Below are 13,632 nucleotides of genomic sequence, written 5' to 3' on the forward strand. Positions count from 1 at the left end.
TACTTCATCGAATTAAGCCGCAATACCGGAATGGCGCAGCAAAGCATCGATTTGTGGTTCACGGCCACGGAAGCGTTTGAATAGCTCCATCGGCTCTTCGCTGCCACCCATCTCAAGAATATGGTTGAGGAAGCTCTGACCCGTCTCAGCGTTGAAAATGCCTTCTTCCTCAAAACGCGAGAATGCGTCAGAAGAGAGCACTTCTGCCCATAGGTAGCTGTAGTAACCCGCACAGTAACCGCCCGCAAAAATATGGCCAAAGCTGTGTGAGAAACGCGCCCATTCAACCGCAGGCAGTACCGCGACTTTCTGCTTCACTTGCGCCAAGGTTTCGAGCACGCGTGGGCCAACTTCAGGGTCAAATTCGGTGTGCAGCGTGAAGTCAAACAGACCGAACTCAAGCTGGCGCAAAATGCCCATTGCCGATTGGAAATTCTTCGCCGCCAACATTTTCTCTAGCATCGCTTTTGGCAATGGCTCACCCGTTTCATAGTGGCCAGAGATAAACGCCAGCGCTTCCTCTTCCCAACACCAGTTTTCTAGGAACTGACTTGGCAGCTCCACCGCATCCCAAGGCACACCATTAATACCAGACACCGCACCCGTGGTGACTTGAGTCAGCATATGATGAATACCGTGGCCAAATTCGTGGAACAAGGTGACCACTTCATCGTGCGTAAACAGTGCTGGTTTGTCGCCGATTGGGCGGTTGAAGTTACACGTCAGGTACGCCACTGGGGTTTGCAGCTCGCCTTGTGCATTAATACGACGCACGCGGCATTCATCCATCCAAGCACCGCCACGTTTGTGTTCACGCGCATAGAGATCAAGGTAGAAGCTGCCACGCAGCGCGCCCTGCGCATCGAAAATATCGAAGAAACGCACGGAGTTGTGCCAAACGTCAATCCCTTCGCGCTCTGTCACGCTCATGCCAAACACACGTTTGAGCACTTCAAACAAACCGCTGACGGCTTTCGACTCAGGGAAATACGGACGCAGTTCTTCATCCGAAATTTGGAACAGGTGCTGCTTTTGTTTTTCGCTGTAGTAAGCGATATCCCACACATTCAGTTCAGACACACCAAACTCTTGCTCAGCAAACTGACGCAACTCTGCCACTTCACGCTCACCTTGTGGTTTGGCTTTGGTGGCTAAGTCATTGAGGAAGCCCAACACTTGCGCTGGGTTTTCTGCCATTTTGGTCGCCAGAGACTTTTCGCTGTAGGTGTTAAAGCCAAGCATGCGAGCAATTTCATGACGCAGTTTCAACTGCTCGTTGATGATCTCGGTGTTGTCCCACTTACCGGCGTTTGGACCGCGATCCGACGCGCGAGTCACGTACGCTTCGTACACTTCACGGCGCAGCGCTTGATTGTCACAGTAAGTCATCACTGGCAGGTAAGACGGCACATCCAGCGTGATCAAATAACCGTCGAGCTCTTTGGCTTCAGCGGCGGCTTTCGCGGCCGCCAACGCCGATTCCGGCATGCCTGCTAACTCTTTCTCATCGGTGATGTGCTTGGTCCAGCCCATGGTGGCGTCTAGCGTGTTGTTGGAAAACTTAGAGCTCAGCTCTGACATACGCTTGCTGATTTCGCCGTAGCGTTTTTGCTCATCCGCAGGCAGACCAATGCCTGATAGCTCAAAATCGCGCAATGCATCGGTAATGGTTTTCTGTTGTGCAGTGGTCAACTTGGCAAACGCTTCGCTGGCTTTAATCGCTTTGTACGCTTCAAACAGACCTTTGTGCTGGCCGACCCAAGTGCCGTATTCCGACAACATTGGCAGGCAGCTTTCATACGCGTCGCGCAGCTCGTCGCTGTTGACAACAGAGTTCATGTGGCTCACGGGGGACCAAATACGGCTGAGACGATCATCCACTTCTTCGATCGGCGCAATCACCGTTTCCCAGCTAGGGGTATTGTTGCCTTCAAGCACCTGTTCAATCTTGACACGACAATCGGCAATCGCCTGTTCCACCGCAGGAAACACATGCTCTGGCTTGATTTGAGAAAACGGAGGCAGATCCGTAAAAGTAAGGAGTGGATTAGACATATAAATTCCTTTTGTTTGACTCTTCAGTATCGTGGCCAACTGTCCATCGATGGCTCGCTTATTCACAATAATAATACGCGATTTTCCTCGACTGTCGCCAATTGGTCTTACATTTTGATACTAAATTAGGGTTAAAGGTTCACATTTCAATACGAATAGACGATTAACTTTTTTGTGACTCAGAGAGAATCCTGAACATCAGCGTCAGTTGGGTATATAATCGCCCTATTAATCCCTGACCACACTCTACCAAGAGTGTTACGAGAGTGAATTTTGCTAAGTTATCGTCATAGCTTTCATGCCGGCAACCATGCCGACGTGGTAAAACACATTGTTCAGAGCTTGATTCTGGACTCGCTAAAACAAAAAGACAAACCCTTCGTCTACCACGACACCCATTCGGGCGTTGGCCGCTACGATTTGACCCACGAATGGTCAGAGAAAACGGGCGAATACAAACAAGGCGTGGCGCGTATTTGGGATCGCAGCGATCTGCCTGCCGACATCGCCAGCTATATCGCTTCGATCAAAGCCCTCAACAATGGCGATAAGCTACGTTACTACCCTGGCTCACCACGCGTCGCACGTGCTCAATTGCGCGATCAAGACCGCATGGTTCTGACGGAGCTCCATCCAAGCGATTACCCGCTATTGGAACAAGAGTTTCACCGCGATCGCCAAGTCAGCATTTACAAAGAAGACGGCTTTCAACGCCTCAAAGCCAGCTTGCCACCGCAAGAGCGCCGCGGTCTCGTGTTGATTGACCCACCTTACGAGTTGGCCAAAGAGTACCGTGATGTGGTGCAAGCGATTTACCAAAGCCACAAACGCTGGGCAACTGGCATCTACGCGATTTGGTACCCTGTGGTCAACCGCTGCGACATCGACGACATGTTAGAAGGACTGGAAGGTCTGGGCATTCGCAAGATTCTGCAAATTGAGTTGGGCGTGTCACCGGATACCAATGAGCGCGGCATGACCGCTTCAGGCATGATTGTGATTAATCCACCTTGGACGCTGGAAAGCCAGATGCAACAAATTTTGCCTTTCCTTAAGGAAGCCATTGCGCCGGCAACCGGTCATTGGAAGGTAGAGTGGATCGTTCCTGAGTAAAAGAGAGACGCAGCCCCCAAAGAATTTCCGTACGACAGATTGAGTTCAACCAATCTGTCCTCCATATAAAAATGAAATAAATTGAAAAACGCAGGGAGCACGCGAATAAATCGTCCCTGCCAGACAGGAGAAAGTAATGGCAACGCATTTTGACTATATCTGTATCGGCGGCGGCAGTGGCGGCATCGCTTCAGCAAACCGTGCGGCGATGTATGGCGCGAAAGTGGCGCTGATCGAAGCAAAAGATCTCGGCGGCACGTGTGTGAACGTTGGTTGTGTACCGAAAAAAGTGATGTGGCATGGCGCGCAGATCGCAGAAGCGATGAGCCTATACGCTCCTGACTACGGCTTTGATGTGGAAGTAAAAGGCTTCGACTGGAGCAAACTGGTTGAGAGCCGCCAAGCGTACATTGGCCGCATCCACCAATCTTACGATCGCGTGCTAGGCAACAACAAAGTCAACGTGATTAAAGGCTTCGCTAAGTTTGTCGATGAGAAAACCGTGGAAGTAAACGGTGAGCACTACACCGCCGATCACATTCTGATCGCTGTGGGTGGCCGCCCGACTATTCCAAACATCCCTGGCGCGGAATACGGCATCGATTCAAACGGCTTCTTCGACCTTGCTGAGCAACCAAAACGTGTTGCTGTCGTTGGCGCGGGTTACATTGCGGTGGAAATCGCTGGCGTGCTCAACGCGCTTGGTACAGAAACCCATCTGTTCTGCCGTAAAGAGTCGCCACTGCGCAGCTTTGATCCAATGATCATCGACACCTTAGTGGAAGTGATGGCGGCAGAAGGCCCAACACTGCACACCCACTCGGTACCAAAAGAAGTGGTCAAAGAAGCCGATGGCAGCTTAACGCTTCATCTAGAAAACGGTGAAAGCCAAAACGTAGATCAGCTTATCTGGGCAATCGGCCGTCACCCAGCGACTGATGCCATCAACCTGAGCGCAACCGGCGTAGCAACCAACGAGCGCGGCTACATCAAAGTCGATGAGTTCCAAGCAACCAACGTTGCTGGCATCTACTGTGTGGGCGACATTATGGAAGGCGGTATCGAACTCACACCCGTTGCGGTGAAAGCGGGTCGTCAGCTTTCTGAGCGTCTGTTCAACAACAAACCCAACGCGAAGATGGACTATGACTTGGTCCCAACTGTCGTGTTCAGCCACCCACCTATCGGCACCATTGGTCTTTCTGAGCCAGAAGCAATCGCTCAATATGGCAAAGAGAACGTGAAAGTGTACACCTCAGGCTTTACTGCGATGTACACCGCCGTGACTCAACACCGTCAGCCATGCAAGATGAAGCTCGTATGTGCGGGTGAAGATGAGAAAGTGGTTGGCCTGCACGGCATCGGTTTCGCGGTGGACGAAATGATTCAAGGTTTCGGTGTCGCGATGAAGATGGGCGCAACCAAAGCCGATTTCGACTCGGTTGTGGCTATCCACCCAACCGGTTCGGAAGAATTCGTCACTATGCGTTGATCGCATCATCGAATAAGCGAGAAATAACAAAAGGGTCATCAATCGATGACCCTTTTTGTTATGGAGCAATGGTGTTTACTTCACCGCACGAACCAGTTCCGCAATGCCTTCCCAATCGCCGCTGTCCATCATGGCGGTTGGAACCATCCAAGTACCGCCACACGCGACAACCGATTTCAGCGCGAGATAATCTTCCACGTTAGATGGGCTCACGCCACCTGTTGGCATGAATTCCACTGGGTAAACCGCCGTCAGCGCTTTAAGCATGTTGACACCGCCTGATGGCTCAGCAGGGAAGAACTTCAGGGTACGTAGACCCATTTCCATCGCTTGTTCAACCAAGCTTGGGTTGTTGACGCCCGGAACAATGGTCACGCCGCGTTGCTGACAGTATTTCACGGTGGTTGGGTTAAAGCCTGGGCTGACAATGAAATCCACGCCTGCCTCGATGGCGATGTCCACTTGTTCTGTGGTTAATACCGTGCCCGCACCAATCAACAAATCAGGGTAGGCTTCGCGCATGATGCGAATGGATTCCGCCGCCGCTTCCGTGCGGAATGTCACTTCCGCACAGGGTAAACCGTTTTCTACCAACACTTTTGCCAATGGCAAGGCGTGTGCTACATCGTTGATAGCGATAACTGGGACGATTTTGATCTCTCTTAATCGTTGTTCAAGTGTTGTCATAGATAACCTCTAGAGAATAAAGCTCAATACAGCGACGATAAGGAAAGCAATACCACCAAGCAAGGTTTCCATTACCGTCCAAGTTTTCAGCGTGGTTTTCTCATCCATCTCAAGCAGACGAGAGACCAGCCAGAAACCAGAATCGTTAAAGTGAGAAAGTACCGTTGCACCGCCTGCGATAGCAATCACGATAAAGCAGAGGTCTAACTCACTCAAACCTGTGGTTGCCGCCACAACTGGGGCAATCAGCGCAGCGGTGGTCGTCAGTGCCACGGTGGCAGAACCTTGCGCCACACGCAAACAGGTTGAAATCACAAACGCAGCCACAATCACTGGCATGCCTGTGTCGGTCAATACATCGGCCAAGGCATTACCAATGCCGCTGGCGCGCAATACGCCACCAAACATGCCGCCCGCACCGGTAACAAGGATAACGCCACAGATCGGAGCCAGTGAGTCGCCACACAATTTTTCAAGTTTAGCCATGCCGTAATCTTTGGCAAACACTGCCAAGCACACGATCAAGGTAATAAGCAGCGCGACGGGCGTTTTACCTAGCATGCGAAGGAATTCCACCAACGGTGTTTTACCGTCAATCACCCCTGCCACTGCCAGCGTGTTTAGGCCGGTATCCAAGCAGATCAGTAATACGGGCAGCACTAAGATGGTCATTACCGTGGCAAATTTTGGCAATTTGCTTTCATCGACAATCGCATCGCTGTTAAAAAATGCTTTAGAAAGTGGGATGTCGAATTTCTTACCCGCGTACAAACCAAATAGGTACGCGCCAAGATACCAAGTTGGAATCGCAACTAGGATACCCACAACCAGCAACAAACCGATGTTGGCACCTAAAAATTCCGCTGCCGCCACGGGGCCCGGATGTGGAGGCACAAAGGCGTGCATCACCGCAAACGCACCCGCAGACGGTAAGGCGTATTTGATTGGCGAGCCACCAAAGCGTTTCGCCACGCTAAAGATGATGGGCATCATCACCACAAGGCCGGCATCAAAGAAGATTGGGAAACCAAACAGCAGCGACGCAATACCCAGCGCGAACGGGGCGCGATCTTTACCAAAGCGACCAATCAGCGTGTCGGCCAGCACTTTGGCCCCGCCAGTCACTTCCAAAATTTTACCAATCATGGCGCCAAGGCCGACCAACAGTGCAACAGAGGCGAGCGTGCCGCCAAAGCCACCCATCATGGTGGGCACCACTTTGTCCGAGGTCACGCCTGTGGCAATGGCGGTACCCAAACTGACAATGGTCAGTGAGGCAAACGCATGCACTTTGAGTTTGATGATCAGCACGAGCAACGCCGCAATCGCCAGCGCAGCTATGGTTAAAAGATATGTAGGATCAGGGGTGTGGGCTAATTGCTCCATAAGTTCACCTTTCGAATTATTGTTTGTGTTGTGGTTCACATTTATTTACGTTACCGGTAACATGTTACCGATAACATGAATAAGATAAACCCATATTTCAAAGTGAATTTCAAATTTGAGATCACGCGCAAGTTTAGTTATGAGGACAAGTTATGGCGGGTAGTAGTGTCATTGTGATGGGTGTCTGCGCAAGCGGAAAGACCACAATTGGTGAGCTGTTGGCAGAAAAACTGGGGCGTAAATTCATTGATGGTGACGATCTCCATCCACGCGCCAACATTCAGAAAATGGCCTCTGGCCAGCCACTGAACGATGACGACCGCAAGCCGTGGCTGGAGCGTATTCGTGATGCGGCGTATAGCCTTGAAAGCAAAAATGAGCACGGCATTATCGTCTGCTCTGCGCTGAAAAAGAGCTATCGCGATCAAATCCGCGACGGCAACAACAATGTCACCTTCTTGTTCCTTGATGGCGATAAGTCACTCATTCTTGAGCGTATGCGCCAGCGTCAAGGCCACTTCATGAAAGAGAACATGGTCAATAGCCAGTTTGAAACACTTGAACGCCCCGATGGTGAACCTCGCACTCTATTGGTCAGTATTGATACCACTATCGAAGACGTTGTCGCCAACGCGGCCGAGTTAATCCTAGAACAAGATGAGGCACAAGCATGACCCATCCCGTCATTTTAGAGGTCACTCAGCGCTTGGTGGAACGCAGCCAGGCAACACGTGCGGCGTTTGTTGCACGCACCGAAGAGCAAGCCAAAGCGGGCAAAGGGCGTGTTGGTTTATCGTGCGGCAACTTAGCGCACGCGGTGGCGGCATCTTGTTCGGCAGAAAAGAAAAGCATCCTCGATTTTACTCATGCCAATGTGGCGCTGATCAGCGCCTACAACGACATGCTCAGCGCCCACCAGCCTTACCTGCACTACCCAGAGCAAATTAAGCGCGCACTGGCAGAGTATGGCCATACCGCGCAGGTCGCCGGCTGTGTGCCTGCAATGTGCGATGGTGTCACTCAAGGCCAAGCTGGCATGGATATGTCGCTGTTTTCTCGTGATCTGATTGCGCAATCCACTGCCCTCTCTTTGAGCCACAATGTGTTTGATGCCACCTTGCTGCTCGGCATTTGCGACAAAATCGCCCCAGGGCAACTAATGGGCGCACTCGCCTACGCACACCTGCCTACCGCATTTGTGCCAGCGGGTCTCATGGCAACTGGCATCAGCAATGAAGAAAAAGTCGATGTTCGCCAAAAATACGCAGCGGGCGAAGTGGGTAAAGACGCGCTGCTCGATATGGAGTGTCGCGCCTATCACTCCGTCGGAACCTGCACCTTCTACGGCACCGCCAACACCAACCAACTGGTGTTTGAAGCGATGGGATTGATGTTACCCGGCTCGGCGTTTATCCATCCAAACTCCGAGCTCCGACACGCGTTGACTGAACACGCTGCGATCAAAATGGCGGCCATGACCGCCGGCTCGGCTCACTTCCGCTCACTGGCTGAAGTAGTCACTGAAAAGAGCCTGATCAACGGCATCATTGCTCTACTTGCTTCCGGTGGCAGCACCAACCACACCATTCACATGTTGGCCGTGGCGCGCGCTGCGGGTATTGAGCTCACTTGGCAAGACATCAGTGATCTTTCTGACGTGGTGCCGCTGCTAGCACGCGTATACCCTAACGGCCCCGCTGACATGAACGCCTTCCAACAAGCTGGCGGCGTGCCTGCGCTGCTGTATCGTCTCAATGAATCGGCTCTGCTGCATCGTGACGTCAAGCCAGTGTTTGGCGAGTTCGACGACCAAATGAGCCTACCAAGCCTTGTCGACGGCAAGCTTGTTTGGACACCATGTGAGGGTACGTTCGATAGCCATGTGATCGCCGACAAATGCTGCGTTTTCCAATCCACAGGCGGCACAAAAGTGCTGACTGGCAATTTAGGCAAAGCGGTGGTGAAAGTCTCTGCGGTGAAAGAAGATCAGCGCGTGATTGAAGCGCCAGCGCTGGTGTTCCAGTGCCAACATGAGGTGGAAGCGGCGTACCAACGTGGTGAGCTCAACCGAGATTGCATTGTGGTGGTGACACACAATGGCCCAGCCGCCAATGGCATGCCAGAGCTACACAAGTTGATGCCGATTCTCGGCAATGTGCAAAAGGCGGGCTTTAAAGTGGCGCTGGTGACCGATGGCCGTTTGTCTGGCGCATCAGGCAAAATCCCATCGGCCATTCACGTCTCTCCAGAAGCGATTCGTGGCGGCGCGATTGGCTTAGTGCGTAATGGTGATGTGATTCGTGTCGATTGCCAGACAGGCGAGTTAAACAACCTCAGCGACACCACAGGTCGCTGCGTGCTTGAAATCGATACTGAGGCAAGCCAGCAAACTTGGGGACGCAATCTGTTCAGCACCCTTCGCCACTCGGTGTCTAGCGCCGAACACGGTGCCAGCTTTATCGTCTGATCAACAAGGGCGCGTTTATCGCGCCCTTGGTTTTAATCACATCGACCGAGTTACACACTCTCGCCAGCGGTAATGCGGTAGCCCATATCCACCACATTTTGTTCCAACGTTTCACCGCGCAAACGGGCCAGCAACAACTCGGCACTTTTCTCACCAATTTGAAAACGTGGCGTATCGACACTGGTCAATTTCGGACGAATCGTCTGGCCGATATCCAATGCGTTGTAGCCCACAATGGCCAGTTGCTTCGGCACTTCAATGCCACGCTGCTGCGCGCACAGCAAGGTACCGATGGCGATGTCATCATTGGTACAAAAGACCCCGTCCATCTCTGGATACGTCGCCAAGGCGCGCTCTAACAGCTCATCCGCCAACGAGAAACTGGAGTGTTCGCCCGTCAGCACGTGTTTCGGCTCTAAGCCAGCTTCACGCATGGCGCGATCATAGCCTTGCATACGCAGTTTGGTACGCGTATCCAAGCGTGCACCAAAATACACAATGGTGCGCTTACCCGACGCCAGCATGCGTTTCACCACGCTGTAAGAGGCATCTTCGTGGTCTAACCCCACCGCCATATCGATTGGCTGCGCTGGCAGTTCCATGGTTTCCACTACGGGAATGCCTGCGTTTTTGATCATCTGTAAGGTGCGTTCGGTGTGATGGCTTTCAGTTAAGATCAGGCCATCGACCTGATAAGAGAGCAGCGACGCGATTTTGCGCTCCTCTTCCAACTCATCGTAGCTAAAGTGCGCCAAGAGGGTTTCATAACCATGCGCTTTGGTGACGGTTTCAATGCCCTGAACAAAGGAAGCAAAAATTTGGTTGGACAAAGAAGGCAGCAGGATCCCAATTGCTCGGCTAGAGGATTTCGACAACATCGCTGGGGCACGGTTCTCGATGTACCCCATCTGTTCAATCGCAGTGGCGATTTTCTCGCGGGTCTTTTCCGCCACCGAATCGGGATTACGCAGGTAGCGCGATACCGTCATCTTGGTCACGCCGACTTGATCCGCCACATCCTGCAAAGTGGTGCGCGGTTTCTTATTGTGTTGAGCCATAAAAAGATTTTTGTCATTAATGTTACTTGTAACATTATGACCAATCCGATCCTCACACACAACCAAGGTGCAGTGCTAAAAACCCACCAATGTGATCTTCCCCTGCGCCATCTCCCCTAACTGGCAGGAGAAATCGAGGCGTTTATCGGCGGGTTTGCTAAACAGCACCTTCAACTTATCAAACGCTTCTGGCACAAAACTGACGCTTTTGAGCCGTAGGCTTTTGCGCGTTAAGCTGTCCAAAAATGCCAAAGAGGATTTATCCAACACCATCTGGCATGTGTCTAAAATCGCTTTGCTGACCATTTTTTTATGGATAGCTTGGCTCAGTTGTTCAGCTGTAATGTGCGTATTGGCACTCGCCAGCACGCACACCGCGTAAATATCCAGCACCGCCACCGCGCGTGGTTTTTGCGTTTCGCCATCTTCATAGATGGCAATCATGCAGGGCACTTTGCTTTCATCAAACTGTTGTAAGCGGATATTGGTGAGGGCAATCTCATCATGCACCACTTTTCGCAGTAGCTTCTCCAACTGACTTAACTTGGGCAAGGCGAGCTCTTTTTGGATTTCCACCAGCTCATCAAACGCTTTTTCACTCTCTTCCGCCCCTTGCACCAGTGGCAACAGCTTGCGATGCAATGCATCGTCATCAAACGGTTTACTCAACACAAAGCTCGCCCCCGCCGCTTTTGCTTGGGCAATTTGCTCGTCATCATCGACGGTGGTGATCATCGCAATTTTCACCTCAGGAAAACGGGAGGCAACGGTTTGCACCAGTTCCAAGCCACTCATGTCTGGCATGTGCCAATCCGTCAGCACGATATCCGGACGCCAATGCGCCATTTTTTCCAGTGCCTCACGAGCACAGTTGGTCTTTTCAATCGACAAGCGACGATAGCCAAACCCAAGCAAGGCTTTGCGAACAATTTCCAGCGTCGCTTTGCTGTCATCGACAATCAGTATTTTCACCGTTGATGCGCTTCCAGTTGCGAGAAGTGTTTAAATTATAGGCACAATTCGTCGCAGCTTCTAAACTTATCAATACGCGATTAAACGAGGTAAGCACGCGATGTCGTTCGAGTTCTTCGACCAATCTTGGGATAAAGAGTTGTTGCTGATGTTAGGCATCAACCTTGGCTTGATGATTTTGTTGGCTTGGTTTGTGTTGCTGTGGCTGATGCTGCGAGAGTTTCGCAAAGCTATTCACCCCAAAGAGGCAAACGCCAAGAGCCTTGCCGCCTCCCCAACGACAGTGGCGATGTGTGAAGAATCGGTCAATCACGCCATCGACTACAGCAATGAGAACCGCGAAACGCTCAATGCACTCATTCAAATTCAACAAGCACTTGAAAAGCAAGTAGCCGAGATTCGCGCCACAAGCCCAAACCCCAGTGAACAAGATCTCGCCTCCATTGAGGCTCTCAACCAAAAACTGAGTAAATCCCAACAGTTGATTCGTAAGCTCAGGGGCGATCTCGACAAAAGCGTGCGTGGCCTGCGCAAAGCCAAAGCCAAGCTACTAGAACAAAATGATACCGTTGATGGATTGCGCAAACAGAAAGAGGATATTGAGAAACAGTTTGAGCAACTGGAGCGGGAGTACATCATGATCAGCGAAAGCGGTGGCTTTCAAGATGTCGAGCAAGGCTTTCAAAAAGAGAAGGATCAACTGCTCGCCACCATTGAGAACTACAAACAGCAGTTGGCCAATCAAGCGCCTGCCAGCACGAGTAGCGCTGCCAGTGATGAGCTCAAACAGAAGCTACTTGCGATGCAAAAACAGCTGATGCACGTCAACAAAGAAAAGGCATTTATCGAGCAGAAATATCTGGAACTGACACAAAAAATCGAAAACAGAGCGGAATAATATGTGATTTTTATTTGTTTAGTCGCTCTTAATTTCGACTGAAATCAAAGATTTTATCTTTTTAATTTCTCAATAGTAAGAAAACTCTCACATACGATACAGAATTCTTATAAACTGAGCGCGAACAAAAAACATAACTATATGCATTAATGTCTGTACCGCTAGGCTCCAGTGCCACGCAAGTGTTTTATCACTTGCTGGATCTCAATGAAGAAGAGAAACAACAAGCGCTCCAACAACTCGAACAAGACGCCCCTGATGTCTTTCGAGCGTTGGCACCGTTAATCCAGTCTCATGAACATGAGCCTTTCACCGCCTTGCTTGGCTTTCACGCCAATCATGCTACCGAGATCCCACTCGACCTTACCAACCAGCTAATCGACAAATATCAGCTCACTCATGAACTGGGAAGAGGCGGCATGGGTGTGGTGTACGCCGCTTATCGCGCTGACGAGACGTTTGAACAACAACTGGCCATCAAATTTATCCAACCCTCTTTGACTCAAGTACTGGGAAAAAAAGCGCTGTTTGATGAAGCGCAGTTACTCGCTAGACTTAACCACCCTTGTATTGCCAAAGTGTTTGATGGCGGGGTGCATCAAGATTCGGTGTACATTGTGATGGAAAAGGTGGAAGGCCTCACGCTGGATGCTTTTTTGCAACAACATCAGCTGGATCAACGCACCCGGCTCACGCTGTTTCGTTACCTTTGCCAAGCGATTGAACACGCGCATCACAATCAGGTGCTGCATGCTGACATCAAGCCGGAAAACATCCTCATTGATCAAGATTGTAGGCCCAAGCTGCTCGATTTTAACCTAACGCAAAAAGTCAGCACTCAGGCCAATCAATCAGGGCAAGTGGGATTGGTGGCCTTTAGCGAACGTTATGCCAGCCCAGAGCAAAAATCGGGGGGCTATTTAACGCAGCAGAGTGATCTCTACTCGCTAGGAAAAATCTTGCAGTTGCTCTTTGCTCAAGTTGGCAAACATTCCGATCTGCGCTTCATCATCGACAAAGCCACCCAAGAAAAAGCGGAACAACGCTACCAAAGCGTCAGCGAATTACGAGCGGACATCGAGAACATGCTGGCGTGCCGACCAATTTCACTCAAACAGCACATTCCGCTCTACAGCACCAAACGGCTAATACAACGAAGGCCGATCCCGACTGTGCTGCTCACCTTATTGGTGATGAGCGGCATGCTGTTCACCAGCACCTTGATCAGCAAAAATCGCCAACTCCAGCAAGAAAAGTTGGTTGCTGAGAATATGATGTATGAAGTAACCAGTTTGATGTTCCACACCAAAGGCAATGAAACCGCACATCTGTCAGTGAACTCAATGCTAGAAATCACACGCCGACGAATTCTCTCCAATCCAGAGATCCCTAAGCACATTAAGCAGAAAATGTTGTTGGCGATGATAACGCCAACACCAGAGAAACACGCTGTCGAGGCAAACTGCCAAGAAAATTGCCAACCTTAATCAAACCGTAAGAGATC

The 13,632-nt window shown here is 51.0% G+C and carries 11 protein-coding genes; 6 read left to right on the forward strand and 5 right to left on the reverse strand.

Annotation, left to right across the window (positions count from 1 at the left end; translation table 11 throughout):
- Positions 1-12 precede the first annotated feature (12 nt).
- The gene (gene prlC / locus FC652_RS15475; protein WP_176299301.1) at positions 13-2,055 is read right to left on the reverse strand and encodes an oligopeptidase A; all 2,043 of its coding nucleotides are present in this window, start codon (positions 2,053-2,055) and stop codon (positions 13-15) included.
- Positions 2,056-2,328: 273 nt separating this feature from the next.
- Here prlC and FC652_RS15480 point away from each other — a divergent pair, with 273 nt between their 5' ends.
- Together FC652_RS15480 and gorA are read left to right on the forward strand one after the other, a co-directional pair.
- Positions 2,329-3,168 carry a 23S rRNA (adenine(2030)-N(6))-methyltransferase RlmJ gene (locus FC652_RS15480; RefSeq protein WP_176299302.1) on the forward strand — a complete coding sequence of 280 codons (840 nt, stop codon included), beginning with the start codon at positions 2,329-2,331 and terminating at the stop codon, positions 3,166-3,168.
- Between the two features lie 136 nt (positions 3,169-3,304).
- A complete protein-coding gene (gorA, locus tag FC652_RS15485; RefSeq protein ID WP_011149093.1) occupies positions 3,305-4,660 on the forward strand; it encodes a glutathione-disulfide reductase in 1,356 nt (451 codons plus the stop codon).
- A 75-nt stretch (positions 4,661-4,735) separates the two neighbouring features.
- On the opposite strand, the gene FC652_RS15490 is transcribed toward gorA, so the two are convergent.
- Positions 4,736-5,347 carry a bifunctional 4-hydroxy-2-oxoglutarate aldolase/2-dehydro-3-deoxy-phosphogluconate aldolase gene (locus FC652_RS15490; RefSeq protein WP_011079120.1) on the reverse strand — a complete coding sequence of 204 codons (612 nt, stop codon included), beginning with the start codon at positions 5,345-5,347 and terminating at the stop codon, positions 4,736-4,738.
- Between the two features lie 9 nt (positions 5,348-5,356).
- Positions 5,357-6,733, reverse strand: a complete 1,377-nt coding sequence (locus FC652_RS15495) for a GntP family permease (RefSeq protein ID WP_026050287.1) — start codon at positions 6,731-6,733, stop codon at positions 5,357-5,359.
- 152 nt (positions 6,734-6,885) lie between these two features.
- Here FC652_RS15495 and FC652_RS15500 point away from each other — a divergent pair, with 152 nt between their 5' ends.
- The gene (locus FC652_RS15500; RefSeq protein WP_017420425.1) at positions 6,886-7,407 is read left to right on the forward strand and encodes a gluconokinase; all 522 of its coding nucleotides are present in this window, start codon (positions 6,886-6,888) and stop codon (positions 7,405-7,407) included.
- Positions 7,404-9,200 (forward strand): phosphogluconate dehydratase, encoded by a 1,797-nt coding sequence (edd, locus tag FC652_RS15505; protein ID WP_176299303.1) that lies wholly within the window; start codon positions 7,404-7,406, stop codon positions 9,198-9,200. Before FC652_RS15500 ends, edd begins: the two co-directional genes overlap by 4 nt.
- A gap of 50 nt (positions 9,201-9,250) precedes the next feature.
- Here edd and FC652_RS15510 read toward each other — a convergent pair whose 3' ends face one another.
- Both FC652_RS15510 and FC652_RS15515 read right to left on the reverse strand, forming a co-directional pair.
- Positions 9,251-10,258, reverse strand: coding sequence for a substrate-binding domain-containing protein (locus tag FC652_RS15510; protein WP_061058994.1), 1,008 nt, complete (start codon positions 10,256-10,258; stop codon positions 9,251-9,253).
- A 75-nt stretch (positions 10,259-10,333) separates the two neighbouring features.
- On the reverse strand, positions 10,334-11,230 hold the full coding sequence (locus FC652_RS15515) for a response regulator (protein ID WP_011079115.1): 897 nt from the start codon (positions 11,228-11,230) through the stop codon (positions 10,334-10,336).
- A 100-nt stretch (positions 11,231-11,330) separates the two neighbouring features.
- Between FC652_RS15515 and FC652_RS15520 the strand changes: the two genes are divergently transcribed.
- Complete coding sequence (locus FC652_RS15520) at positions 11,331-12,128, forward strand: chromosome partitioning protein ParA (protein ID WP_176299304.1); 798 nt, start codon at positions 11,331-11,333, stop codon at positions 12,126-12,128.
- Positions 12,129-12,277: 149 nt separating this feature from the next.
- Entirely contained in the window at positions 12,278-13,615 is a 1,338-nt protein-coding gene (locus FC652_RS15525; RefSeq protein ID WP_176299305.1) for a serine/threonine-protein kinase, read from the forward strand.
- The last annotated feature ends 17 nt before the right edge of the window (positions 13,616-13,632 follow it).

Source organism: Vibrio sp. 05-20-BW147 (genome assembly GCF_013369385.1).
GTDB classification, from domain to species: domain Bacteria; phylum Pseudomonadota; class Gammaproteobacteria; order Enterobacterales; family Vibrionaceae; genus Vibrio; species Vibrio floridensis.